Here is a 24,661-nt window from a genome sequence, read left to right as displayed (position 1 = left end):
CAAGAGATATGGATCTGCACAGAACGTTCACAACGAGAAATTGGATACTGTGACGCATGCAGACCGATGAGCCACTTGCACCGGACGCGCCAGGTTCCGAACGTTCCCTACCCATGGCCGCGCTCGTTGGCGGCATCGAGACGCTCCCCGTCAAACCCAAGGCACGCGGCTGGATCCACTTCTATGCCTGCATGACCGCCGTGGTCGCGGGCATCGTGCTGGTGTCGGTGGCGTGGTCGGTGCGCTCGCCGAAAGCCGGTCTGGCCACCGCGATCTACAGCCTGACCGTGTTCGGCGTCTTCGCCGTCAGCGCGGCGTATCACCGGGTGAACTGGCAATCCGAGACCACTCACAAGTGGATGAAGCGGCTCGATCACTCGATGATCTTCGTGTTCATCGCGGGCAGTTACACACCGTTTGCGATGCTGGCGATGCCACCCTCGGATGGCAAATTGGTGCTGGCCATCGTGTGGGGCGGCGCGCTCGCCGGGGTGATCCTGAAGATGTGCTGGCCGACGGCACCCCGCTGGGTGGGAGTGCCGCTCTACCTGATGCTCGGGTGGGTGGCGATCGGCTTCTCGTCGACGCTGCTGCACGGCGCCGGGGTGCCCGCGCTGGTGTTGCTGATCGTCGGTGGGGCGTTCTACAGCATCGGCGCGATTCTCTACGCCGTGAAGTGGCCCAACCCGTGGCCGCTGCACTTCGGTCACCACGAGTTCTTCCATGCCGCGACCGTCATCGCCGCGACATGCCACTACATCGCCGTCTGGTTCGCCGTCTTCTGAGTCCACTCTTCCGCCGAGTGTGAGCACCAGCGCTCACACTCGGCGAGCGGAAGGGGTCAGAGCTGCTTGATGTCGTCCTGTGTCCAGAAGGCCCGCATCGAGGAGATCTTGCCGTTGTCATCGAAGGTCATCACGTCAATGGGGGCGATGATCATGCCGCCATGCTCATGCTTGATGGTCAGCTCGAAATTGAACGCGGCCTCGTTAGCGGTGGCCCGCACAAGCTTCAGCTCGCCGTGACGATCCAGCGGCTCGATGGTGGCGTAGAAGCCCTGGATCGCCTCGCGTCCCTTGAGGACATCGGCACCCAGCGGATCTTCGACGGTGGCGTCATCGGCGTACAGATCGGCGATCTGGGCGGCGGTGCCGGAGGTGAGCAGGTCGCAGTAGCTCTGGACGACAGCGAGGACGTGTTCGCGGGTAACGGTCATGTCCGGCGACGCTACCGACCCAACGCGGCGTCTAATTGTTCGGTCCCGGTCACCGGGAGATCGCAGACGGTACCCCGGCACACGTACGCGGCGTCGACGCCCGCCACCTGACCTCTGTCGCGCAACAGCTCACTCGAATCCTTCACCCCGCCAACCACAATCGCCCCGCCCGGGGCCGCCAGCCGCGCCCTCCGCAGCAGCGACGAGGTCTCGGGTTCACACGCGACGGCGACCTGAATGGGGCCGCGGACTGCAGCCTCGGCCACTGCCAGCCAATGACCGGTCGAACGCGGTGCACGTGACAACGCCATGGACACCGCGGACAGCGACGCATGTGCCGCGCCCCGGTATCGGGCGTCTTCCAGCAGGTACCCGGCGGTGAGCAGTGCCTCGGTGACCGACGACGCCCCGGACGGTGTCGCGCCGTCGAGGGGATCGCTGGGACGAAGCACCAGCTGCTCGGCATCGTCGGCGACGTCGAACCACGCGCCGGGCGACTCCGGATCCACGAAATGGTCGAGAGCGGTGTCCAACAGCTCGGTCGCGGCCAGCCGCCACCGCCACTGCCCGGTCACCTGATGAAGAGAGAGCAGGCCCGTGGCGAACGTGCCGTAGTCCTCCAGCACGCCGTCGCCGTCGGATACCTGACCGCCCAAACTGGCCCGCCGCAGCCGCCCGTCGCGCAAATGCAGATCCAACAGTTGGGCGGCGCACGCACTTGCCGCATCCAGCAGATCGCCCCGATCTAGCGCGATCGACGCCTCGACGAGCGCCGTGATGGCCAGTCCGTTCCAGGCGGTGACCGCCTTGTCGTCACGGCCGGGCTGCACCCGATGCCGCCGTGCCGCCAGCAGCACCTCGCGTACGTGACGCCACCTGTCCACGTCCGCCGGATCACGCAACAACTGCAGCACCGAGCTGCCGTGTTCGAACGTCCCGGCCCGCGTCACCTCGAAAAGTGTTGCGGCCCAGGAACCGTCCTGGGGCCCCAGCACCTCATCGAGCTGCCCTGGCGTCCACACATAGGTGGAGCCCTCCGAACCGTCGGCATCGGCGTCCAGCGAGGACGCGAACAGGTCACCTACCCGCAGCTCCTGCAGCAGGAAATCGGCTGTCTCGGAGGCAATTCGGCGCGCCAAATCGTCTTTAGTGCGACGGGCCAGATGCGCGTAGACACGCAGCAGCAGCGCATTGTCGTAGAGCATCTTCTCGAAGTGCGGGACTACCCAAGCCGTGTCCACGCTGTAACGCGCGAAGCCGCCGGCTAGCTGGTCGTAGATACCGCCGCGCGCCATCGCCGTCGTAGTCCGGGTCACTGCGCCGAGCACGTCGGCATCGCCGGTGCGTTCGTATCCGCGCAGCAGTGCCTCCAGCAGAGCCGACGGCGGAAACTTCGGCGCCCCACCAAATCCCCCAAAGCGCATGTCTTCGGCGGGCAGGATCGCGGCGATCGCGGCATCGGTCAACGCGGCGTCCACTCCGGGCCCGGCAGGGAGCCGTCCCGACATCTCGCGGAGCTGCCCAGTGATACTTGAGGCCGCCTCTTCCACCTCACCCCGGCGCTGTTCCCAGGTCTCGCGGACGGCCGAAAGCAACTGCAGAAAACCCTGTTTCGGGTAGTAGGTCCCGGTGTAGAAGGGCCGGCCATCCGGAGTCAGGAAGCACGTCATAGGCCAGCCGCCCTGCCCGTTCATCGCGACGGTGGCATTCATGTAGACCGCGTCCAGGTCCGGACGCTCTTCGCGATCGACCTTGATATTGACGAACCCGGCATTCATGACGGCGGCCACCTCGTCGTCCTCGAAGGACTCGTGCGCCATCACATGACACCAATGGCAGGCCGCATACCCGATCGACAGCAGGATGGGCACATCGCGAGACCGCGCTTCCTGCAACGCCTCTGGCGTCCACTGTTGCCAGTGCACCGGGTTGTCCAGGTGCTGACGCAGGTACGGACTGGTTGCCTCGCCGAGCCGGTTAACGGTCATCGCCTCGCTGGCCGGTGGGGTCCGAGGGCGCTTCCGGTTCCTCGTCGCTGACGGAGGTGCCGACAGTTCCGTCGTCAACGGCCTGATCGGCCTCGGGATGCGCGGGATCGAATGTCTCCGGCAGCCTGCGTAGGTGTCCGTTCATCGAACGGATCAGGAAGAAGGTACCCACCATCAGCAGCACCACCACCGTCAAACCAAAGGGGCCGGCCTTACCGAAATCCGGTCCGACATTGGACGGCCCCTTCTCGTCGGCAAGCACCAGAACAGCGTCGAGCAATATCATTTGGCCTCGATTCCTGCGAAGAGGTCGTCCTCTGGAAAACTGGTCGGCACCCGTGAGGTGGCCAGCTCGAAATCCTCAGTGGGCCACAGCCGACGCTCGAATTCCCGCGGCACCGCGAAAAAGCTGCTGTCCGGCGGAATCTGGGACGCGTGCGCACGCAACGCGGCGTCCCGAGCATCGAAGTAGTCCGCACACGGCACCCGCGTGGTCACCCGTCGATCGAAGGTGTCGTCATCGGCGGGCCAGCGCTCAAGCCATTCGTCAAACGGGCCTTTGTGCCCCTGCTCCTTGCATGCGTCGTTGAGCAATTGCATACGCGCACGCATGAATCCGTGGTTGTAGTAGATCTTGCTGACCGTCCACGGCTCACCGGCCTCGGGAAACTGTTCCGGGTCCGCCGCGGCCTCGAACGCCGCCATCGACACCTCATGGCACCGAATGTGGTCCGGATGCGGATAGCCGCCGTTCTCGTCGTAGGTCGTCATGACATGCGGCCGGAACTCCCGAATCACCGCAACCAGCTTGGCGATCGGCTCCTCGATGGGCACCAGCGCGAACGAACCCTCGGGCAGCGGCGGCAGCGGATCTCCCTGTGGAAGTCCCGAGTCCACGTATCCAAGCCAACGGTGTTGCACCCCCAGCTCGGCAGCGGCCTTGGCCATCTCCTCGCGCCGGATCGCCGAAATGTTCGCCGCGATCTCGGGACGATCCATCGTCGGGTTGAGGATGTCGCCCCGCTCACCGCCCGTCAGGGTCACCACCATGACGTCGTCGCCCTCGGCGGCATAACGCGCCGAGGTCGCGGCACCCTTACTGGCTTCATCATCGGGATGGGCGTGAACCGCCATCAATCGCCATCCGGTCACCCGTGCGCCCGCCTCTTTCTGGTCTTGCCTTGCCCTCGCTGATGGAGGACTCACCGCCCCATCGTTCCATCCCCGGTATCGCCGTCATACGGTTGGTTCCATGGACAGGCCGCAAGCGCGTTACGGCACCAAGCCCGTCAAGCCCCGCCGTGGCCGCTGGATAGCAATCGGGCTAACCCTGTTGGTGGTGGTGGCCGGAGTCGCGATCGCCGCGATCGGATACAGCCGATTGGGTCCCGGAGACGTCAAGGGCGAACTTTCCGCATACAAACTCCTGGACTCCTCGACGGTTTCCGTCACCGCCTCGGTGGAACGCAAAGACCCGTCCAAGGCGGCGGTCTGCATCCTGCGGGCCCGGTCCTTCGACGGTAGCGAGACGGGACGCCGCGAGGTGCTGGTGCCGCCATCCTCGGAACGATCCGTGCCGGTCACCGCCTTGGTGAAGACGACGCGGCCCGCGGTGGCCGGGGATGTATACGGATGCAGTCTGGCGGTTCCGGCGTATCTGATCGCGTCCTGAACCAGATTTCTTCCGCGGCGGCTCGACACCGGATCCTCGGGCATCGTCGGCAACACGGCGGCAACGTTCACATCGGGCAAACCTCGATCAAAAATAGGCTGAACATCACACCGACAGTGGTATGCTGGTCGGATACACGGATCCCTGCTGGGACCGTGTATTGCTGCATTTTGGAGAGTCAACCTCCCCCAAATGGCCGAGCAATGCACCCGACCCGGCACCCGATAGAAGAGAGCCAGTGGACGTTGCTGGCCTGAGACAAGGAGTACCTGCACCATGACCGACACCCAGGTGACCTGGCTGACCCAGGAGTCACATGATCGGCTCAAGGCGGAACTCGACCAACTGATCGCCAACCGCCCCATCATCGCCGCCGAGATCAACGAGCGCCGCGAAGAGGGAGACCTGCGCGAGAACGGCGGCTATCACGCTGCCCGCGAAGAGCAAGGCCAGCAGGAATTGCGCATCCGGCAGCTACAGGAGCTGCTCAACAACGCGAAGGTGGGTGAGGCGCCGACGCAGTCCGGCGTCGCACTGCCCGGTTCGGTCGTCAAGGTCTACTACGACGGCGACAAGGACGACACCGAGACCTTCCTGATCGCGACCCGCCAGGAAGGTGTCAAGGAGGGCAAGCTCGAGGTGTATTCGCCCAGCTCACCTCTCGGTGGCGCGCTCATCGACGCCAAGGTCGGCGAAACCCGCAGCTACACCGTGCCGAATGGCAACGAGGTGCAGGTAACGCTGGTCAGCGCCGAGCCGTACCACGAGTAAGTTTCGCTTCACATCGAGCGTGAAGCTGCGGCGAAGATTCGGCCAGAATCCCGCCACAGCTTCACGCTCGACGCATTTCTACCGTTCCTCTTGAACCGTCAGGCCGGCCGCAACAATTGCGTCGAGGACGGCCTGACGGTGTTCTGGCCCCCGGGTTTCCACGGTCGCCAGCACATCCACCTCGCCCAGACGCAGACGCTCACTGTTACGCCAGTGCGTGACGTCAACGACGCTGGCCCCTGAGGTCCGAAAAACATCCAGCAGACCCGAGAGCCCGCCCGGCGCATCGGCGATGGTGACACGCACCGTCAGATAGCGTCCCGCGGCCCGCAGGCCATGGGTGATGACGTGGGTGAGCAGCAGCGGGTCGATGTTCCCGCCCGAGAGCACCGCGCACACTTGGCCGGTGAGTCCCAGCTCCTCAGGGCTTAACGTCAGCAGCGCGGCCACCGCGGCGGCGCCGGCGGGCTCGACCACGAGCTTGGCTCGCTCCAGGCACAACAGCAGCGCGCGCGAAAGTGCTTCCTCGCTGACCGTCAGCACCTCGTCGACTAGTGCGGCGACATGCTCGAACGGCACGGCTCCGGGCTTGCCGACAGCGATGCCGTCGGCCATGGTGTCCATCGACTCCAATGCCACCGGATGCCCGGCTCTCAGCGACACCGGCCACGCGGCCGCACCCGCGGCCTGCACCGCCACGATCCGCACCTGCGGCCGCGCCGCCTTCACCACTGCCGCGATACCCGCTACGAGCCCGCCGCCCCCCGCTGGCACCACGATGGTCCCCACATCGGGAAGCTGCTCCAGGATCTCCAGCCCGACGGTGGCCTGCCCGGCCACGACATCACGGTGATCAAAAGGATGGATCAGCACCGCGCCGGTATTGGTCGCGAACTCCGTCGCGGCCAACAACGCCTCGTCAATGGTGGTACCCGTCAGGTGCACGGTGGCGCCGTAGGCGCGGGTCGCGACGACCTTGGGGAGCGCCGCTCCGACCGGCATGAACACCGTCGACGGAATACCCAGAGTGGTCGCGGCCCAGGCCACGCCCTGGGCGTGGTTCCCGGCGCTGGCAGCGACCACGCCGTTCACCCGCTGGTCATCGGGCAACAGGCTGATCCGGTTGTAGGCGCCGCGTGGCTTGAACGAGCCTGTGCGTTGCAAGTTTTCACACTTGAGCCGCACCTCGTGCCCACAGCGATCGCTGAGTGCACGAAAGGCCACCACCGGTGTGCGCCGCATCACAGGAGCGAGGCGCTCGGCCACCTCCTGGACCTCCTCGACGGTCACTAGCCCTGTTGGTCCCGTTGACTGAATGGCCATGCCAGGCATCATGTCACCAGATCTGCCGCTATTGTCCCCTCATGCCACAGATTGCAGAGGACCTCCTGCTTCTGTTGCTGAACAATGCCTCCGGTCGGCCGCTGCTGGAAAAGAACAGGCGGTCCAATGCGCTCGCCGCCGCTATCGTGCTGGATCTCGCGCTGGCACAACGCGTTCGGCCGGCCACACATGGCGAACCGGCGAAGGCGGGGCATCTACTCGTGCTACAGGCCCCCGATATCGGCGATCCAGTGCTCGACCGCGCGGCACACCGGCTGCGTCGACGGCCGATGAGTCCGGCCGAGGCGATCACCAAGGTCGGCCGCGGCGTGAACTCCCAGATGCTGCACCGCCTGGAGATCACCGGCGACATCCACACCGTCCGCACCGGTAACGCGCTGTTCCCCGAGAAACACTGGCCGGTAACCAACAACGACCGCGCGAACGCGGTGCGCCAGGGTGTCACCGATGTGTTGTTCCACTACGCCGCACCCACCCCCAGCACCGCCGCGATCATCGCGGTCCTGCACGGTGTCAACGGATTCGACGCGATACTGAGCCTCGACCCCGTTGGCAGGCAACAGGTGTCCCGGTGGTCGCAGACGATCGCCGATGGCGGGTGGGCAGCTCAGAGCCGCGACAACCGCGGCCCGGCGGTCAATCTCGCGGTGACTGCCGCGGTGATCTCGGCGGCCCTGCACTCGATGAACTAGTGGCGGTTTGCGCTCTTCGCGCAAGCGCTCATCGCCGTGTGACGCTCTTCCCGCAAGCGCTCATCGCAAGGCTTGTTCGAGGTCGCCGATCAGGTCGCCCACCTCTTCGATACCCACCGACAGCCGCACCAAATCTTCGGGAACCTCCAGCAGCGACCCGGCTGTCGACGCGTGCGTCATGGCGCCGGGATGCTCGATCAGCGACTCCACGCCGCCCAATGACTCAGCGAGAATGAAAAGCTCTGTTCTCGAGCACAAGTCGAGTGCGGCCTGACGTCCCCCGGCCAACCGCACACTGACCATCCCGCCGAATCCGCTCATCTGTTGGGCGGCGACCGCGTGTCCGGGATGGCTGTCCAGTCCCGGGTAGATGGTCTGCGCGACCGCGGAATGACCGGCCAGGAACTCCGCAACCGCCTGCGCGTTCTCGCTGTGTCGCTGCATGCGCAACGCCAGCGTCTTGATGCCGCGATACGTCAAATACGCATCGAATGGGCCCGGCACGGCGCCCGCCCCGTTCTGCAGGAACGCGAACGCGGTGTCCAGCTCCTCGTCGTCGGTGAGCAATGCACCACCCACCACATCGGAGTGTCCGCCAATGTATTTAGTGGTGGAGTGCAGGGCGATGTCGGCGCCAAGATTGAGCGGCTGCTGCAGCGCGGGCGAAGCGAAGGTGTTGTCCACCAACAGCTTCACGGAATGTTCATTGGCCACCTGGGCGACGGCTGCGATATCGCCGATGCTCAGCAGCGGATTAGTGGGCGTCTCCAGCCAGATCAGCTTGGTATTGGGGGTGATCGCCGCACGAATGGCATCGACATCGGCCACCGGCACCGGGGTGTGACTGATTCCCCACTGCGAGAACACCTTGTCGATCAGCCGGAAGGTGCCGCCGTAGGCATCGTTCGGGATGATCAGGTGATCGCCGGGCCGCAGGAGCGCGCGCAGCACACAGTCGGTGGCCGCCATCCCCGATGAGAAGGCCCTGCCGAAATGGGCGTCTTCCAGTGCCGCCAGGGAGGATTCGAGGACCGCACGGGTCGGATTCCCGGTGCGTGCGTACTCGAAGCCGCCACGCAGCTGACCGACACCGTCCTGGGCGAAGGTCGAGCTGGCGTAGATCGGCACGTTGACCGCACCGGTCTGCGGATCGGCATGGAAGCCGCCGTGTATAGCCCTTGTGGAAAACCCTTGCCACCGAGACGCGTCGGCGGCGCTACGCTGCTCACTCATCGGATCCGAGCCTATACCGGACCGGTAGGAGTGAGACAGCCCAGCGCCGCCTAACGGGTTACTTCTACTTGGGGACGACGACCGTCTTCACTAGCATGTCCGCGATCGTCTGCCGCTTCGCCGTGAACAGCGGCAGCAGGTAGCCAATACCGCAGATCGCGCTGTCCAGAGCGTGGGCAAGCTGACGAACGAAGGACATACCGAATCCGATCGGCTGGCCCGTGGTCTCACCGAGCACCCGGATGCCCAGGAGGTTCTTACCAATCGTCGAGCCGGTGTCGCCCTGCTTCTTCAGGTTCCAGAGTCCGAAGGCAATGGCCCCGAGCGTCAAAATTGCGAACACAGCAATACCCAGACCGGTGAAGCTGTACGTCTGCATATCGCTGCCGTACTCCATGTCGTCCATTTGGTCGTACATGCTGGTCGAGATCTGTGTTTGTTCGGCGGTGCCGAACAGGATCCACTCACCGATGAGGACCAGGACGACGGGGATGATGGCGTCCACGATGACAGCCCCGACACGCTTGATCCAGATTTCGAAACTGCTGCCCGGCAGCGCTCCCCCACCGGCCGCGGGTGGCGGCGGTGGATAGGCACCCGGATCCTGCGGCGGGGGTGGCGGAACTTCGGTCACGGTCTGTCCTCCAGTTCGTATGGCACGCATCAGCGTCGAGCAACAGAGGACATTACGCTTTCAGTGTTTCCACAGGTTGGCTTCCACCAAACCATCCGGCAACAATTTCGCCGGGATTTTCAGAGCCGGATGCCCCTGCCCGAAGAGACGAATCCGAGCAGGTCATGACGGGTAATGACGCCGACGGGCTTACCCTCGTCGATGACCATCACCGCGTCGGTATCGCGCAACATCGACCCCGCGGTGCTCAGCGGTTCACCGGCGCCAACCAGCGGCAACGGCGGGCTCATGTGCTGGGACACGGCGTCGGCCAGCTGGGCCCGGCCCTCGAATACCGCTGACAGCAACTCTCTTTCGGAGACCGAACCGGCGACCTCACCGGCCATCACAGGCGGTTCGGCACCCACCACCGGCATCTGCGAGACCCCGTACTCACGCAGGATCTCGATGGCGTCGCGCACCGTCTCCGACGGGTGGGTGTGCACCAAATCCGGTAGCGCACCGGATTTTCCGCGTAGCACGTCACCGACCGTGGGCTCGGAGGCACGGCCGTCCAGCGGGCTCCGCAGGAATCCGTAGGACGACATCCAGGCGTCGTTGAATACCTTGGACAGATAGCCGCGACCGCCATCGGGCAACAGCACCACGATCAGTGCGTCGGGACCCACCTTCTCCGCCAACCGAATCGCTGCCACCACGGCCATACCGCAAGACCCGCCGACCAGCAGCCCGTCCTCGCGGGCCAGGCGGCGCGTCATATCGAACGAATCGGCATCGGAGACCGCGATGACCTCATCCACCACGCTTGGGTCGTATGCGGTGGGCCAAAAGTCCTCACCCACACCCTCAACGAGATACGGGCGGCCGGTGCCACCGGAGTAGACGGAACCTTCCGGATCGGCGCCGACGACCTGGACCGTTCCGCCGGAGACCTCCTTGAGGTATCGGCCCGCGCCGGTAATCGTGCCGCCGGTGCCCACCCCGGCGACGAAGTGCGTCACCTTGCCGTCGGTGTCGGCCCAGATCTCGGGGCCGGTGGTCTCGTAATGGCTGGCCGGGCCGTTCGGGTTGGAGTACTGGTCCGGCTTCCACGCGCCCTCGATCTCGCGCACCAGTCGGTCGGAGACGTTGTAGTAACTGTCGGGGTGCTCCGGCGGTACTGCGGTGGGGCACACGACGACCTCGGCGCCGTAGGCCCGCAATACGTTTCGCTTGTCTTCGCTGACCTTGTCCGGGCATACGAACACGCAGCGGTAGCCCTTGCGCTGAGCGACCAGCGCGAGCCCAACCCCGGTGTTACCCGACGTGGGCTCGACGATGGTGCCCCCGGCCTTGAGCAGCCCCGCCTCCTCGGCGGCCTCGATCATCTTGACCGCGATGCGGTCCTTGGAGCTGCCCCCGGGATTGAGGTACTCGATCTTGGCGGCCACTACCCCGCACCCCGCGGGCACCACCGAGTTGAGCCGGACGAGGGGAGTGTTGCCGATCAGATCCGAGACATGCTGGGCGATGCGCATACCGGTAACGCTATTCGACCGGCGACCGGTCCGCGCACAGAGGACCCGGCGAGCGGGATCAGACCGCCGCGGGTGCGACGAACTCGGCCGAGGAAGTCTCGGGCACCGCGTCGCGAATGTACTGGCCGATCTGAGCCAAAGACGCCTTGGCCTCGGGCACGATCTTGGCCGCCACCTGGAAAACATGCATCTGGCCGGGCCAGATCTTGATCTCCACCGGAACACCCTGTTCGGCCAGGCGCTGCCCCAGCAGGCGGGCGTCGTACAACAGCACCTCCGACCCGGAGCAGTGCATCAATGTCTGCGGCATCCGTCCATCGACCTTGTCGATGATCTCCTTGGGCGGGATACCGCCTCCGGCCTTGGTGAGAATCTTTTGCAGCGCCTTAAAGCAGTTGGGCGGCAACATGACATCGGTTTTGGCGTTCTCGTGCGCCACCTTGGGCGCGGGGTCCAGCTCGATGAGCGGGGAGATAAGCGCCAGCGCGGCCGGCGCCTCGCCGTCCTCGGCCAGAATGCGTTCGGTCACCGCCACGGAGAGGAACCCCCCGGCCGAATCACCGGCGAAGACAATCTGATCCGCCGCATATCCCTGCGCGCGCAGCCAGCGGTACCCATCGACGCAGTCATCGACGGCCTGATCCAGGGATGCCTTGGGCGGCATGCGGTAATCGACCACCAGACACGGCGCCTCGGCATGCTTGGAGATCGTGGACACCATGGCGCTATGGGTGTTTGGGCCGCCAACGATGAACGCACCGCCATGCAGGTACAGCACGACGCGTCCGGTGCCGTCCGCCGGTCCCACACCCTTGGCACGAATCAGGCGCGCGTTGGTGTTGGGCAGGGTGACGGTCGCCTTGACGGTGCCGCGCGGGGGTACCAGGACCCGGCCGAGCTCTTCGAGGAGCCCAAACGGGTACGGGAGTGTGGGGGCGTGGGCGCCGATCTGAAGGACAGTGCGCACCGTCATCCGGACACCGAATCCGAGCATCCGCCCGGCCAGGCTCGCCGCGTCTTCGATCACCTCGACGGCAGCGCCGTCGCTCATCGGAAGGCTACGGACCAGCGTGCTCAGGGCATTCCCTGAGCCGTATTCCGGGGCGCGCTTCGGTGCGGTCATCTGTTCAGGCTCCTTTGCCTTGCCAGTGTCCTGCGTGTACTCAGGCTGCTAGCTGGCAGCTAGCGCCCGATGGACTATACCTATCAACAGGCAACGAACCGCTTTCGATACCGCATCGGCAGCGCGTCATTTCATGTGATGCTGGTCAGAGGGGTGGCGCGGTGTGTCGCTCTCCGTGAAAATAACCACCGTGAGCATCCTCGCCGAACGGCGGCGCACGATCTGGGCGGCCCTGAGTACCGGGGCCGCAGGCGCGGCGATGGGAACCGCCGGATGGGGCGCATACAGCTTCCTAAATGCGCAGGCCAGGCAGGTTCGCCGGGTGGTCCCGAAGACTCATGACGCTCCCCCGGTCGCCGACGGCGTGTACGTACGCGGCGGAGGTCCGGTGACCAAGTACAGCCGCGGGGTGGAGTTTGACCTGCACCTGGCGATTTTTGGGGACTCCACCGCCACCGGTTATGGCTGCCACGTACCCGATGAGGTACCCGGGGTGCTGCTGGCGCGTGGGTTGGCCGAGGAGTCGGGTAAGCCAATCCGCTTGTCTACCAAGGCAATATCGGGTGCGACGTCCAAGGGGCTGGCCGCACAGATCGACGCCATGTCGATCATTGGCCCGCCACCGGACGCCGCGGTGATCATGATCGGCGCAAACGACGTGACCTCGCTCAACGCGGTGCGCGCCTCCGCGCAGCGCCTGGGCGATGCGGTGCGACGACTGCGCGCGGCCGGATCGGCTGTGGTGGTGGGCACTTGCCCCGATTTCGGCGTGATCACCGCTATCCCCCAGCCGTTGCGCGCGGTGGTGCGCTCCCGCGGACTGCGTCTGGCCCATTTCCAGGCGGCGGCGGTGCGAGCCTCTGGTGGTGTGCCCGTCCCGCTTGCCGACCTGTTGTCACCGGAGTTTCTGCAGGCGCCCGAGCAGATGTTCGCCGACGACCACTACCACCCGTCCGCCGCCGGATATGCCCTGGCAGCGCGGCTACTGCTCCCAGCAGTCGCGCATGCCCTGGGCGAGTGGACGGGTGGGCCCATCCCAGATTTGCCATGGGTGTCCGCAGCGGCGGAGTCCCAGACCATAGGCGCGCGGCTACGGGTCTTGGGGCAGATCTGGCGGCGCAACGCAACGGAGATGGCCTTCGCGGTTGGCGAGCCCGCTGCCCAGCCCGACAATAGGGCCGTCGCGCCGCTGCATTAGATTCCTGGGGAGTAGAACCAGTACTAAATCCCCTATATCAGGAGTTTTCATGCCCGAAGCCGTGATCGTTTCCCTTGCCCGCTCCCCGATCGGGCGCGCCGGCAAGGGCTCGCTGGTAAGCATGCGGCCGGATGATCTGGCCGCCCAGATGGTGCAGGCCGCCCTCGACAAGGTGCCCGCGCTGGATCCCAAAGACATTGACGACCTGATGATGGGCTGCGGTCAGCCCGGCGGAGAAGCCGGCTTCAACATCGGTCGCACCGTCGCGGTGCAGCTTGGCTACGATTTCCTGCCCGGCACCACCGTCAACCGCTACTGCTCGTCGTCGCTGCAGACCACCCGCATGGCATTCCACGCCATCAAGGCCGGAGAAGGTCACGCCTTCATTTCCGCTGGCGTGGAGACGGTTTCGCGTTTCGCCAAGGGCACTCCCGACGGCTACCCGGACTCCAAGAACCCGCTGTACGACGCAGCCCAGGCGCGCGGTGCCGAGGCCGCGCAGGGCGCCACCGAATGGCACGACCCGCGCAATGACGACCTGATCCCCGATGTGTACATCGCCATGGGGCAGACCGGCGAGAACGTCGCGCTGCACACCGGCATCAGCCGCGAAGACCAGGATCACTGGGGCGTGCGCAGCCAGAACCGTGCCGAAAAGGCCATCGCCGACGGCTTTTTCGAGCGTGAGATCACCCCGGTGACCCTGGCCGACGGTACCGTCGTGTCCAAGGATGACGGCCCGCGCGCCGGCACCACCTACGAGGCGATCAGCCAGCTGAAGCCGGTGTTCCGTCCCAACGGCACCATCACCGCCGGTAACGCCTGCCCCCTCAACGACGGCGCCGCCGCGTTGGTCATCATGAGCGACGTGCGAGCCAAGGAGCTGGGCCTGACCCCGCTGGCGCGCATCGTCTCGACCGGCGTCTCCGGGCTGTCTCCGGAGATCATGGGCCTGGGCCCGATCGAGGCCGTCAAGCGCGCATTGGCGAACGCGGGCAAGACCATTGGCGATATCGACCTGTTCGAGATCAACGAGGCGTTCGCGGTGCAGGTGCTGGGTTCGGCTCGCGCGCTGAGCATCGACGAGGACAAGCTCAACGTCTCCGGCGGTGCGATCGCCCTGGGCCACCCGTTCGGCATGACCGGCGCCCGCATCACCGCCACCCTGCTGAACAACCTGACCACCTACGACAAGACCTTCGGTGTCGAGACGATGTGCGTCGGCGGCGGCCAGGGCATGGCGATGGTGTTGGAGCGCCTCGCCTAGTTCGCTTGTCAGCGCCGAGACCGAGGTTGTGGCGAGTTCGTCTCGCACATTCCCGCCATAACCTCGGCCTCGGCCTCGGCGACACTAGAATTCCGTCGCAATGACTACTATCGGAACTCCCCTGTCACCGCGCGCTACCCGAGTCATGCTGCTCGGTGCGGGCGAGCTCGGTCGCGAGGTGCTGATCGCCCTGCAGCGGCTGGGCATCGAAACCATCGCCGTCGACCGCTACCCAGACGCCCCCGGACACCAAGTCGCCCACCATGCGCGCGTCATCTCGATGACCGACCCCGAACAGTTGCGCGCGCTTATCGAAGCCGAGAAGCCCGATCTTGTAGTGCCCGAGATCGAGGCGATCGCCACCGCCACGTTAGAGACGTTGGAGGCCGAGGGCGTAGTGCGCGTGATTCCGACAGCCCGCGCGGCGAGGCTCACGATGGACCGCGAGGGCATCCGACGCCTGGCGGCGGAGACACTCGAATTGCCCACCAGCCCTTACAAATTCTGCGATTCGCGCGAAGAGCTCCAGGCCGCGATTGACGACACTGTTGGCTACCCGTGCGTGGTGAAGCCGCTGATGAGCAGCTCCGGCAAGGGGCAGAGCAAGCTCGATGGGCCCGCCGATGTCCAGCACGCCTGGGACTACGCCATGGTAGGCAGCCGGGTGAGTAACAACCGCGTGATCGTCGAGGGATTCGTCGACTTCGACTACGAGATCACGCTTTTGACGGTCCGGGCGCTGGGTACAGACGGGAAGATTGAGACGAGTTTCTGTGCGCCGATCGGGCACCTACAGGCCAGCGGCGACTATGTCGAGAGCTGGCAGCCGCATCCGATGTCGGACACCGCCTTGCGCAGCGCACAGCACATCGCCCGAGCCGTCACCGAAAACCTGGGAGGACAGGGCATTTTCGGTGTCGAACTGTTCGTCAAGGGCGATCAGGTGTACTTCAGCGAAGTGAGTCCGCGCCCGCACGACACGGGCATGGTCACCATGGTCACGCAATGGCAGAACGAATTCGAGCTGCACGCCCGCGCCATCCTCGGGCTTCCCGTAGACACGGCGTTGAAGTCCCCCGGCGCCAGTGCCGTGATCTACGGCGGGGTCGACGCGCAGGGCGTGGTGTTCGACGGTGTTGATGAGGCCCTGCGCGTGCCGCGCACCGATCTGCGCTTGTTCGGCAAGCCGGAAAGTTTTGTCACACGCCGCATGGGTGTGGCCCTGGCACGCGACGAAAACGTGGACACCGCGCGTCGTAATGCCGCCGAGGCCGCACGCCGGGTCCGCGTTTCGGGTTGAAAAAAGGGGCGCCCCTTCGCGGGGCGCCCCTTTTCTGATGTCTACAACTAGTCGTTCTGGAAGTAGCTCAGCAGTCGCAGGATCTCGACGTAGAGCCAGACCAGGGTGACGGCCAGGCCGAGGGCAATGCCCCAGGCTGCCTTCTCCGGCGCACCGGCTCGCACCATCTGGTCGGCCGCATCGAAGTCGACCAGGAAGCTGAATGCCGCCAGGCCGATGCAGACCAGCGAGAAGATGATCGCGATCGGGCCACCATCACGCAGGCCCATGTTGACGCCGAAGAATCCGAGCACGACGTTGCCCAGCGCCAGCACCACGACGCCGACCAATCCCGCGAACAGCATCCGCTGGAACTTGGGCGTGACGCGGATGGCACCCGAGCGGTACACGAACAGCATGCCGATGAACACGCCGACGGTGCCGAGCACCGCCTGACCGATCAAAGCGCCGGCGTTGGCCCCGGCCACCGGGACTGCAATAGCGAAGGAAATCGCACCGACGAACAGACCCTCGAGCGCCGCGTAACTCAGCACGATCGCCGGGCTGTCCTGCTTGCGCCCGAAGCTCGCGATCATCACCATGACCAGGCCGCCGAGCCCGCCGACCAGCAGGAACGGCAGCGCCAGCGCATTGTTGGCATTAACGAGGAAGTAAGATGCGATGGCGACCGCGATGATGACGCCGAGGGTGATACCCGTCTTGGTCACCACATCGTCGATCGTCAACGGCCGCGAGACACCGGCCTGCGCCTCCGGGTAGGCGGTGTACGGGTCCTGCCTCATCTGCTGGCCCATCATGGCGCCGGCGCCGGCCGCACCTGCACCGAACTGCGCGTAACCGCCACCCTCACGCTGGGGCAGCGACTTTAGAATGGGATTGCTGGTGGTTCGCACCGTCGTGATCCTCTCCTGGAAGTGCGGTACCGCTACATGCGGCGTCCGTGGATGACGTCCTTATACGAGTCAACTGGTGATTCAACGAGCAGGCAAGTGCAAGAGTTCCGCGCTTTCGCCCAGGTCCCCGAGACTGTCCGGCCACATCGTCAGGCCACCTTACCGCCAGGCAACGGCCGTAGTGGCAAATCCCTGTGAGATCCCTGTGAACAGTCGGAGATTTAGCAGGAAGTCCTACTAGACATTACGTGGATGTCCAACTAGATTTGGACACACCGACCAACTCTTTCCCAAGGGGCTACACCATGAGTTCGTTACCGCAATTGACACATTTCGTCGCCGGTCAGCGTGTTCCCGGTACCTCCGGCCGCTACGCCGACGTCTACGACCCGACGTTGGGCAAGCCCGTGCGGCAGGTCCCGCTCGCGAACGTTTCCGAGGTCCAATCGGTTATCTCCAATGCGGCGGAAGCTCAGCCGGGATGGGCAGCCCGCAACCCTCAACAACGCGGGCGGGTGCTGGCGAAGTTCATCGACCTCGTCCGCGCCGAGATCGATGATCTCGCCGCGATGCTGTCCCAGGAGCACGGCAAGACCCTCCCCGACGCCAAGGGCGATATCGAACGCGGCCTTGAGGTCTGCGAATTCGCCGCCGGGATCCCCCACCTGATCAAGGGCGAGTTCACCAGCGGCGCCGGCACCGGTATCGACGTGTACTCGCTGCGCCAGCCCCTCGGCGTGGTCGCGGGCATCACCCCGTTCAACTTCCCCGCCATGATTCCGCTCTGGAAGGCAGGCCCGGCGCTCGCGTGCGGAAATGCCTTTGTCCTCAAGCCTTCTGAGCGTGACCCGTCGGTGCCGCTGCGCCTTGCCGAGCTGTTTCTCGAGGCGGGCCTACCACCCGGCATCTTCAACGTCGTCAACGGCGACAAGACCGCCGTGGACGCACTGCTGCACGACCCGCGTATCGCCGCGGTCGGATTCGTCGGATCCACCCCGATCGCCCAGTACATCTACGAGACGGCAACCGCCAATGGCAAACGCGCCCAATGCTTTGGTGGCGCCAAAAACCACATGATCATCATGCCGGACGCCGATATCGACCTGGCCATCGACGCGTTGATCGGGGCCGGGTACGGCTCGGCCGGCGAGCGCTGTATGGCGATCTCGGTGGCGGTGCCCGTCGGTGAGGCGACCGCCGAACGGCTCGTCGACGGTCTCGCCAAGCGTGCCCGCGAGCTCGTGGTCGGCCCGTCGCTGGAATCGACCTCCGACTTCGGCCCGCTAGTCGGCGCGGACGCCCTCAAGCGAGTGCGTGACTACATCGACATCGGGGTCGCCGAGGGCGCCGAACTGGTGCTGGATGGCCGTGACCTCAAGGTCGATGGCCACGAGGACGGATTCTTCATCGGTGCATCGCTTTTCGATCACGTGACATCCGACATGCGTATCTACAAGGAAGAGATCTTCGGCCCGGTCGTGTCGGTGGTGCGCGCCAAGGACTACGACGAGGCCGTGCGGCTGCCGTCGGAGCACGAGTTCGGCAACGGCGTCGCGATCTTCACTCGTGATGGCGACACCGCCCGCGACTTCTGCGCCAAGGTCAATACCGGAATGGTCGGCGTGAACGTGCCCATTCCGGTTCCGGTGGCGTACCACACCTTTGGCGGCTGGAAGAGTTCCGGATTCGGCGACCTCAATCAGCACGGTCCCGATTCCATCCGGTTCTACACCAAGACCAAGACGGTGACGCAGCGCTGGCCTTCTGGCATCAAAGAAGGCGCTTCCTTCGTCATTCCGACCATGGACTGAGCTGACTGTCCATGTTCAATCTGACCGAAGAGCAGCGCGAAATCTGGAATACAGCACGGGAATTTGCCGATATTCACATCGCGCCACACGCCCTGGACTGGGACCGCGACAAGTACTTTCCGGTCGAGGTGTTCCCGAAGGCTGCGGCGCTCGGCATGGGCGGCATCTACATCAATCCCGACGTCGGCGGCTCCGGACTCACCCGGCTGGACGCCTCCTTGATCTTCGAGGCAATGGCCACCGGATGCTCCGCCATCTCGGCGTTCATCTCCATCCACAACATGGCCGCCTGGATGATCGACGAATTCGGCAACGACGAGCAGCGTCAACGATGGCTGCCCTCGATGTGCACCATGGAGACGCTCGGGGCCTACTGCCTCACCGAGCCCGAATGCGGAAGCGACGCATCGGCCTTACGGACCACGGCGGTGCGCGACGGCGAGGAGTACGTGCTCAACGGCGTCAAGCAGTTCATCTCCGGCGCCGGAGCCGCGGACCTATACGTGGTGATGGCGCGCACCGGCGGGCCCGGTCCACGGGGCATCTCCACGATTGTGGTGCCCAAGGACACGCCCGGGCTGTCCTTCGGACCCCCCGAACGCAAGATGGGCTGGCATGCTCAGCCCACCGCGCAGGTCGTCTTCGAGGATCTGCGGGTGCCGGTGGCGAACCGGATCGGCGAGGAAGGCATCGGATTCACCATCGCGATGCGCGGCCTCAACGGCGGCCGACTGAACATCGCATCATGCTCACTTGGTGGTGCACGCTCAGCGCTCGAGAAGGCCATCGAATACCTGCGCACCCGGAAGGCATTCGGCGACGAGCTGATCAAGTTCCAGGCGTTGCAGTTCCGGCTTGCGGATATGGCCACCGAGCTGGAGGCGGCCCGCACCATGGTGTGGCGAGCGGCCTCCGCCGTACAGGAGACCGATCCTCGCGCGGCAGAGCTGTGCGCCATGGCCAAACGCATTGCCACTGACGTAGGTTTCACGGTGGCCAATGAGGCGTTGCAGTTGCACGGCGGCTACGGCTACCTGGCCGAGTACGGCATCGAGAAGATCGTGCGTGACCTACGGGTGCACCAAATCCTGGAAGGAACCAACGAGATCATGCGAGTCATCGTGTCCCGCAAGCTCATAGAACAGGGGCTGTCGGCGTGACGGACCAAATCGAGACCCGAGTCGAGAACGGCGTCGGGCTGCTGACGCTCAACCGGCCCAAGGCCATCAACTCGTTGACCAACGACATGATTAACGCGATGTCGAGGGCCTTGACGGAGTGGGAGGCCGACGACGCGGTGCGCGCCGTGGTGCTGTCCGGGGCCGGAGAACGCGGCCTCTGTGCAGGTGGCGACGTGGTGGAGATCCACAACAGCGCCAAGATCGACGGCGTGGTGGCCCGCCGGTTCTTCCGCGAGGAGTACCAACTCAACGCTCAAGTTGGCCGGTTCTCGAAACCGTATGTGGCGCTGATGGATGGCATCGTGATGGGCGGCGGGGTGGGAGTGGCCGGGCATGCCAACACCCGCGTCGTGACGGACACCTCCAAGGTCGGCATGCCGGAGGTGGGCATCGGATTCATCCCGGATGTGGGCGGGACCTACCTGCTCTCCCGCGCGCCCGGCCAGCTCGGGCTGCACGCCGGGCTCACCGGCGCCCCATTCTCCGGTGCGGACGCCATCGCGCTGGGATTCGCCGATCACTACGTGCCGCATGATCGGCTCGACAAGTTCACCAAGGCGATCGTCGACAGCGATATCGCCACCGCGCTGGCCGTGCATTCCACTGCCGCTCCCGCGAGCGACCTTCTAGCCCAAAGTAGTTGGATCGACGAGTGCTACTCCGGGGAGACCGTCGCAGATATCGTGGCGGCGCTGCAGGCGCATGGCGATGAGCGGGCGCGCGCAGCGGCCGACCAGATCCTGACCCGCTCACCCATCGCCTTGTCGGTGACGCTCACGGCGGTGCGGCGGGCTCGGGAACTGCCGTCGCTGGAGGCGGTTCTCACGCAGGAATATCGGGTGTCCAGCCAGTCGGTACGGTCACATGATCTCGTCGAGGGCATCAGGGCTCAGCTGGTCGACAAGGACCGCAACCCGCAGTGGGATCCGAAGACGCTCGCCGCGGTCACCACGGCCGATATCGACGCATTCTTCCAACCGGTCAGCGACGATTTGGAGTGGTCATGACGAACGTCGCGTTTATCGGCTTGGGCCACATGGGATTACCGATGGCTGCCAACCTCACCAAGGCCGGGCACGCCGTGGCCGCCTTCGACCTGTCCGAGCAGGCACGCGCCGCTGCCACCGAGGCCGGGGTGCCGTTGGCGGAATCCGGCGCCGAGGCCGCCGCGACGGCCGACGTGGTGATCACCATGCTGCCCAAGGGTGAGCACGTACTGGCCGCCTATCAGGAACTGTTGCCGGCAGCGCGTCCCGGCACGTTGTTCATCGACTCCTCCACCGTCGACGTCGCCGATGCCCGCGCCGCTCACGAGACCGCGACCACCGCCGGACACCGATTCGCCGACGCCCCGGTATCCGGCGGAGTTCCCGGAGCCACCGCGGGCACGCTGACGTTCATGGTGGGTGCCGAAGACTCCGTATTCGCAGATGCCGAACCGCTTCTCGCGGTGATGGGCAAACGCGTCGTGCACTGCGGCGGCCCCGGCGTCGGGCAGGCGGCGAAGATCTGCAACAACATGATCCTCGGCGTATCGATGATCGCTATCAGTGAGGCCTTCGTGCTCGGCGAGAAACTCGGGCTGACCCATCAGGCGCTATTCGACGTCGCCGCCAATGCCTCGGGCCAGTGTTGGGCACTGACCTCCAACTGTCCGGTTCCCGGCCCGGTCCCGACCAGCCCGGCCAACCGCGACTACACCCCCGGATTCGCGGTCGCGTTGATGTCCAAGGATCTGGGGCTGGCCGCGAATGCGGTACGCGCCAATGGAGTTGATGCACAGTTGGGGCTTGCTGCGGCGCATATCTACGACGACTTCAATTCCACCGGTGGCTCAGGCCTAGACTTCTCGGCGATCTTCTCGCGAATCCAAGGAGCATCATGACTTTCGAAACCATCCTCACCGAGCGCATCGAACGCGTCGGTCTCATAACGCTGAACCGCCCCAAGGCGCTCAACGCACTGAATTCGCGGGTAATGAACGAGGTTACGGCCGCTGCAGCCGAATTCGACGCCGACCACGGCATCGGCGCCATCGTGATCACTGGTAGCGAGAAGGCATTCGCGGCGGGCGCGGATATCAAGGAGATGGCCGATCAGTCGTTCGGAGACATGTTCGGCTCCGACTTCTTCGCCGCCTGGACCAAGTTGGCCGCCGTGCGCACCCCGACGATCGCCGCGGTGGGCGGATACGCCCTCGGCGGTGGATGCGAATTGGCCATGATGTGCGATCTCCTGATCGCCGCCGAGAACGCCAAGTTCGGTCAGCCCGAAATCAAGCTTGGGGTGCTGCCCGGCATGGGTGGCTCGCAGCGGCTCACCCGGGCCATCGGCAAAGCGAAGGCCATGGACATGATTCTCACCGGCCGCAATATGGACGCCGCCGAAGCCGAGCGCAGCGGGCTGGTGTCGCGCGTGGTGCCCACCGAGAGCCTGCTCGACGAGGCCAAGGCCGTCGCCAAGACCATCTCGGAGATGTCGCTCTCGGCCTCGATGATGGCCAAGGAAGCCGTCAACCGCGCCTTCGAGTCCAGCCTCGCCGAGGGATTGTTGTTCGAGCGCAGGATTTTCCACTCGGCATTCGCGACGGCCGACCAGTCCGAAGGCATGGCCGCGTTTACCGAAAAGCGTCCGGCTAACTTCACACACAAGTAGCGCCATGAATCTCCCGTTCGATCCCGTCGACGAGGCCCATCGCAATTGGGTTGAGAGCGGCTGGGGCGAGGTCGCCGACGGGATGGCCGCGGTGACCTCGGTGATGCGGGCGCATCAGATCATGTTGGCCCGGGTCGAAGACGTACTGCGCCCGCATGGCCTGACGTTCTCACGGTACGAGCTGCTGATGCTGCTGTCCTTCAGCAGCGCCGGATCCATGCCGATGGCGAAAGCCAGTGCGCGCCTTCAGGTTCATCCCACGTCGGTGACCAATACCGTGGACCGGCTGGAGGAAGCTGGGCTGGTGCGACGCGTGCCGAATCCGACGGACGGTCGCGGCACACTGGTGGAGATCACCGATGTCGGGCGTCAACTCGGCGCGGTGGCATCCGGCGATCTCAACGCCAAGGTCTTCTCTCAGATCGGACTGTCACCGTCGCGCACGCGCACGCTGGTGTCCGTGCTGACGCATCTGCGGCGTGACGCGGGCGACTTCGGCTGAAAAGCTCGGGGCTAGATGAAGATGCCCCTATCTTTGAGAGCCTGATACCCGCCGATGACGTCGGTGGCGCGATAGAGACCGATGTCCTGCAGGGAGGCCGCGGCCAGGCTGGACGTATAGCCCTCTTGGCACAGGATGATCCATTCGACATCGTGATTGCCGGCCTCCGGGATGCGCGCATCACTCTCGGGGTCCAGGCGCCACTCGAGGACGTTACGTTCTATGACGAGCGCGTTCACCACGTCACCCTCGATGGCCCGTTGCGCCGCGGGCCGGATGTCCACCAGCCGCGCGCCGCGCCCCAGCGCAGTGGGCACCTCGTCGGCGGGCAGGCGACGCAGCCGCCCACGCGCGGAGGCCAACAGATCGTGGACCGTCATGCCGCCGGCCCCTCGGGCTCGTCGGTGAGGATGGTTCGGCTACGCCGCAATGTGTTGGCCTGCGTCACTTCGTAATACGACATCGCGGTCAGCGGCGGCGAATAGGCGTGCACGCTCAGGGTGGGTCCGATTTCGGCAGGAACCGGTGCGCCGCGCGACTTCAGGGGAGCGCGCATGACATCGTGCACCCACCCGAGCGGAAACCCTGCCTGATCGCCCGCATCCAGCCCGCGACGCACCAGTTGGCTTCCATCCCAGCGGTATTCGTGTAGCGAGCCGCTGAGCACGGTGAGCGCGCCGAGTGATCCGCTGTGGTCGTGCAACTCGGTGGACTTGTCGGGTACCCAGCTGATCAGCCAGACGTCGAGTTCGTCGTCGGCGTGAATGCGGGTGGCCCATCGCTCGTCGACCGGAAGGCCACCCTTGGGCAGTAGATGGTCGAAACGTCCGCGCAGGGCGTCGTCGGCACCCTCATCGGTGATGCGCAGCAGGTCCGGTACTCGCAGTCGGGTGGGTGAGGATCCGGCGCCCAACCGGCGCAGATCCAGGACGGATGCAGAGGTCATGAAAGCTCAATCGATGGAAGGGGCAGTGGTGGCCGAGGACTAGCAGCGCTAGCCGCAACAACACCCCTGAAAGCCTCTGTGTCCCATCACAGCTCACATCGTACCGGCGTTTTCCAGCGGTTTTCCCCTCCGAGCAAAAGCTCTGAGTGAGTAAATGTTGCCGCTGGTAGGCACTTGCTAGTTTGGTGTGGTGACCGTTCCAACTCGCATCGCCGCGACTCTGATGGCCCTCTGCGTCCCATTGATCGGTGCGGCGTGTTCGTCGAACTCCGACGAGAACACAGACAAGACGGCACCGAACCCCCCGGCCAGCACCACCACCCCGCTTGAGACGCCCGCCGCCCAACCCCCGGCGTCCGGCCCTGGACTGTCCCCGGCGGGCGTCACGACGTCCGTAAATGCCGCGCCCAGCTCCCTGGAGGAGGAGTACTACCAGGCCTGTCGGGCAGCGGCCGACTGGATGACCGGGAAGCAGGACGGCCCCGCACAGCTCGTGGAGGGATACCTGGGGTCTATTCAGGGCTCCGCGAGTGTCGGACCCGGGACCTTCCACAAGTCCTGGCATGAACTGCCTGCAGACCGGCAAGCTGCGGTGATCGTCGCGACGAATGCCGCCGCCGAACAGCAGTGCTGAGGACCGCACCAGAAAATCCTTTGCGATTCAACAGAATTCAGCAAACCCGACACGATCGGGCCACTCAGCAAATATCGAGTACTG

The 24,661-nt window shown here is 65.1% G+C and carries 26 protein-coding genes and 1 pseudogene; 15 read left to right on the top strand and 12 right to left on the bottom strand.

Annotated features, from left to right (window positions below; all coding sequences use genetic code 11):
* The first annotated feature begins 56 nt into the window (after positions 1 to 56).
* The gene (locus FZI91_RS09555) at positions 57 to 785 is read left to right on the top strand and encodes a hemolysin III family protein (RefSeq protein WP_155938786.1); all 729 of its coding nucleotides are present in this window, start codon (positions 57 to 59) and stop codon (positions 783 to 785) included.
* Between the two features lie 56 nt (positions 786 to 841).
* Here FZI91_RS09555 and FZI91_RS09550 read toward each other — a convergent pair whose 3' ends face one another.
* Genes FZI91_RS09550 through mca form a run of 4 tightly spaced genes read right to left on the bottom strand, consistent with a single transcriptional unit; the run spans position 842 to position 4,356 of the window.
* Positions 842 to 1,216, bottom strand: a complete 375-nt coding sequence (locus FZI91_RS09550) for a nuclear transport factor 2 family protein (RefSeq protein ID WP_155938785.1) — start codon at positions 1,214 to 1,216, stop codon at positions 842 to 844.
* An 11-nt stretch (positions 1,217 to 1,227) separates the two neighbouring features.
* Complete coding sequence (locus tag FZI91_RS09545; protein ID WP_155938784.1) at positions 1,228 to 3,204, bottom strand: thioredoxin domain-containing protein; 1,977 nt, start codon at positions 3,202 to 3,204, stop codon at positions 1,228 to 1,230.
* Complete coding sequence (locus FZI91_RS09540; protein ID WP_155938783.1) at positions 3,194 to 3,490, bottom strand: hypothetical protein; 297 nt, start codon at positions 3,488 to 3,490, stop codon at positions 3,194 to 3,196. Before FZI91_RS09540 ends, FZI91_RS09545 begins: the two co-directional genes overlap by 11 nt.
* Entirely contained in the window at positions 3,487 to 4,356 is an 870-nt protein-coding gene (gene mca, locus FZI91_RS09535) for a mycothiol conjugate amidase Mca (protein WP_162525493.1), read from the bottom strand. The genes FZI91_RS09540 and mca overlap by 4 nt, the downstream gene beginning before the upstream one ends.
* A 100-nt stretch (positions 4,357 to 4,456) precedes the next feature.
* Between mca and FZI91_RS09530 the strand changes: the two genes are divergently transcribed.
* Together FZI91_RS09530 and greA are read left to right on the top strand one after the other, a co-directional pair.
* Positions 4,457 to 4,876, top strand: a complete 420-nt coding sequence (locus tag FZI91_RS09530) for a DUF4307 domain-containing protein (RefSeq protein ID WP_155938782.1) — start codon at positions 4,457 to 4,459, stop codon at positions 4,874 to 4,876.
* A gap of 276 nt (positions 4,877 to 5,152) precedes the next feature.
* A complete protein-coding gene (greA, locus tag FZI91_RS09525) occupies positions 5,153 to 5,647 on the top strand; it encodes a transcription elongation factor GreA (protein WP_155938781.1) in 495 nt (164 codons plus the stop codon).
* A gap of 78 nt (positions 5,648 to 5,725) precedes the next feature.
* Here greA and ilvA read toward each other — a convergent pair whose 3' ends face one another.
* Positions 5,726 to 6,874, bottom strand: coding sequence for a threonine ammonia-lyase (gene ilvA / locus FZI91_RS09520; protein WP_375234329.1), 1,149 nt, complete (start codon positions 6,872 to 6,874; stop codon positions 5,726 to 5,728).
* On the opposite strand from ilvA, the pseudogene FZI91_RS24310 reads away from it, so the two are divergent.
* Together FZI91_RS24310 and FZI91_RS09515 are read left to right on the top strand one after the other, a co-directional pair.
* Positions 6,836 to 7,051: pseudogene (locus tag FZI91_RS24310) on the top strand (hypothetical protein). The gene ilvA and the pseudogene FZI91_RS24310 sit on opposite strands and share 39 nt — an antisense overlap.
* On the top strand, positions 7,012 to 7,683 hold the full coding sequence (locus FZI91_RS09515; protein WP_155938779.1) for a GPP34 family phosphoprotein: 672 nt from the start codon (positions 7,012 to 7,014) through the stop codon (positions 7,681 to 7,683). Before FZI91_RS24310 ends, FZI91_RS09515 begins: the two are co-directional and overlap by 40 nt.
* 60 nt (positions 7,684 to 7,743) lie before the next feature.
* Here the strand turns inward: FZI91_RS09515 and FZI91_RS09510 are convergent, their stop codons facing one another.
* The 4 genes from FZI91_RS09510 to FZI91_RS09495 form a co-directional block, all read right to left on the bottom strand.
* Positions 7,744 to 8,916: a cystathionine gamma-synthase gene (locus FZI91_RS09510; RefSeq protein ID WP_155938778.1), complete on the bottom strand. Its 1,173-nt coding sequence runs from the start codon at positions 8,914 to 8,916 to the stop codon at positions 7,744 to 7,746.
* Between the two features lie 64 nt (positions 8,917 to 8,980).
* A complete protein-coding gene (locus tag FZI91_RS09505; protein WP_162525466.1) occupies positions 8,981 to 9,550 on the bottom strand; it encodes an RDD family protein in 570 nt (189 codons plus the stop codon).
* A 119-nt stretch (positions 9,551 to 9,669) separates the two neighbouring features.
* On the bottom strand, positions 9,670 to 11,067 hold the full coding sequence (locus FZI91_RS09500; protein ID WP_155938776.1) for a cystathionine beta-synthase: 1,398 nt from the start codon (positions 11,065 to 11,067) through the stop codon (positions 9,670 to 9,672).
* A gap of 58 nt (positions 11,068 to 11,125) precedes the next feature.
* Positions 11,126 to 12,190 (bottom strand): alpha/beta hydrolase, encoded by a 1,065-nt coding sequence (locus FZI91_RS09495; RefSeq protein ID WP_155938775.1) that lies wholly within the window; start codon positions 12,188 to 12,190, stop codon positions 11,126 to 11,128.
* Between the two features lie 190 nt (positions 12,191 to 12,380).
* On the opposite strand from FZI91_RS09495, the gene FZI91_RS09490 reads away from it, so the two are divergent.
* From FZI91_RS09490 to purT, 3 genes are all read left to right on the top strand, one after another.
* On the top strand, positions 12,381 to 13,388 hold the full coding sequence (locus FZI91_RS09490; RefSeq protein ID WP_162525465.1) for an SGNH/GDSL hydrolase family protein: 1,008 nt from the start codon (positions 12,381 to 12,383) through the stop codon (positions 13,386 to 13,388).
* A gap of 49 nt (positions 13,389 to 13,437) precedes the next feature.
* On the top strand, positions 13,438 to 14,655 hold the full coding sequence (locus FZI91_RS09485; protein ID WP_155938774.1) for an acetyl-CoA C-acetyltransferase: 1,218 nt from the start codon (positions 13,438 to 13,440) through the stop codon (positions 14,653 to 14,655).
* 100 nt (positions 14,656 to 14,755) lie between these two features.
* Entirely contained in the window at positions 14,756 to 15,955 is a 1,200-nt protein-coding gene (gene purT, locus FZI91_RS09480) for a formate-dependent phosphoribosylglycinamide formyltransferase (RefSeq protein WP_155938773.1), read from the top strand.
* Positions 15,956 to 16,002: 47 nt separating this feature from the next.
* Here purT and FZI91_RS09475 read toward each other — a convergent pair whose 3' ends face one another.
* Positions 16,003 to 16,848, bottom strand: coding sequence for a Bax inhibitor-1/YccA family protein (locus FZI91_RS09475; RefSeq protein WP_162525464.1), 846 nt, complete (start codon positions 16,846 to 16,848; stop codon positions 16,003 to 16,005).
* Positions 16,849 to 17,153: 305 nt separating this feature from the next.
* Here FZI91_RS09475 and FZI91_RS09470 point away from each other — a divergent pair, with 305 nt between their 5' ends.
* Genes FZI91_RS09470 through FZI91_RS09445 form a run of 6 tightly spaced genes read left to right on the top strand, consistent with a single transcriptional unit; the run spans position 17,154 to position 22,997 of the window.
* Positions 17,154 to 18,659, top strand: coding sequence for a CoA-acylating methylmalonate-semialdehyde dehydrogenase (locus FZI91_RS09470; protein WP_155938772.1), 1,506 nt, complete (start codon positions 17,154 to 17,156; stop codon positions 18,657 to 18,659).
* An 11-nt stretch (positions 18,660 to 18,670) separates the two neighbouring features.
* Positions 18,671 to 19,819: an isobutyryl-CoA dehydrogenase gene (locus FZI91_RS09465; protein ID WP_155938771.1), complete on the top strand. Its 1,149-nt coding sequence runs from the start codon at positions 18,671 to 18,673 to the stop codon at positions 19,817 to 19,819.
* Positions 19,816 to 20,847 carry an enoyl-CoA hydratase/isomerase family protein gene (locus FZI91_RS09460; protein ID WP_162525463.1) on the top strand — a complete coding sequence of 344 codons (1,032 nt, stop codon included), beginning with the start codon at positions 19,816 to 19,818 and terminating at the stop codon, positions 20,845 to 20,847. The genes FZI91_RS09465 and FZI91_RS09460 overlap by 4 nt, the downstream gene beginning before the upstream one ends.
* Entirely contained in the window at positions 20,844 to 21,725 is an 882-nt protein-coding gene (gene mmsB / locus FZI91_RS09455) for a 3-hydroxyisobutyrate dehydrogenase (protein WP_155938770.1), read from the top strand. Before FZI91_RS09460 ends, mmsB begins: the two co-directional genes overlap by 4 nt.
* Positions 21,722 to 22,495: an enoyl-CoA hydratase gene (locus tag FZI91_RS09450; protein ID WP_155938769.1), complete on the top strand. Its 774-nt coding sequence runs from the start codon at positions 21,722 to 21,724 to the stop codon at positions 22,493 to 22,495. The genes mmsB and FZI91_RS09450 overlap by 4 nt, the downstream gene beginning before the upstream one ends.
* Positions 22,496 to 22,499: 4 nt before the next feature.
* Positions 22,500 to 22,997 carry a MarR family winged helix-turn-helix transcriptional regulator gene (locus FZI91_RS09445; RefSeq protein WP_155938768.1) on the top strand — a complete coding sequence of 166 codons (498 nt, stop codon included), beginning with the start codon at positions 22,500 to 22,502 and terminating at the stop codon, positions 22,995 to 22,997.
* An 11-nt stretch (positions 22,998 to 23,008) separates the two neighbouring features.
* Here the strand turns inward: FZI91_RS09445 and FZI91_RS09440 are convergent, their stop codons facing one another.
* Both FZI91_RS09440 and FZI91_RS09435 read right to left on the bottom strand, forming a co-directional pair.
* Positions 23,009 to 23,377, bottom strand: a complete 369-nt coding sequence (locus FZI91_RS09440; RefSeq protein ID WP_155938767.1) for a rhodanese-like domain-containing protein — start codon at positions 23,375 to 23,377, stop codon at positions 23,009 to 23,011.
* Positions 23,374 to 23,943, bottom strand: coding sequence for a cysteine dioxygenase family protein (locus FZI91_RS09435; RefSeq protein ID WP_155938766.1), 570 nt, complete (start codon positions 23,941 to 23,943; stop codon positions 23,374 to 23,376). Before FZI91_RS09435 ends, FZI91_RS09440 begins: the two co-directional genes overlap by 4 nt.
* A 190-nt stretch (positions 23,944 to 24,133) precedes the next feature.
* On the opposite strand from FZI91_RS09435, the gene FZI91_RS23675 reads away from it, so the two are divergent.
* Positions 24,134 to 24,577 (top strand): lipoprotein LpqV, encoded by a 444-nt coding sequence (locus FZI91_RS23675; protein ID WP_309224041.1) that lies wholly within the window; start codon positions 24,134 to 24,136, stop codon positions 24,575 to 24,577.
* Positions 24,578 to 24,661: the final 84 nt, after the last annotated feature.

Source organism: Mycobacteroides sp. CBMA 271 (genome assembly GCF_009729205.1).
Classification (GTDB): domain Bacteria; phylum Actinomycetota; class Actinomycetes; order Mycobacteriales; family Mycobacteriaceae; genus Mycobacterium.
The sequence above is the reverse complement of the archived record's forward strand: the minus strand, read 5'-3'. Positions and strand labels throughout refer to the sequence as shown.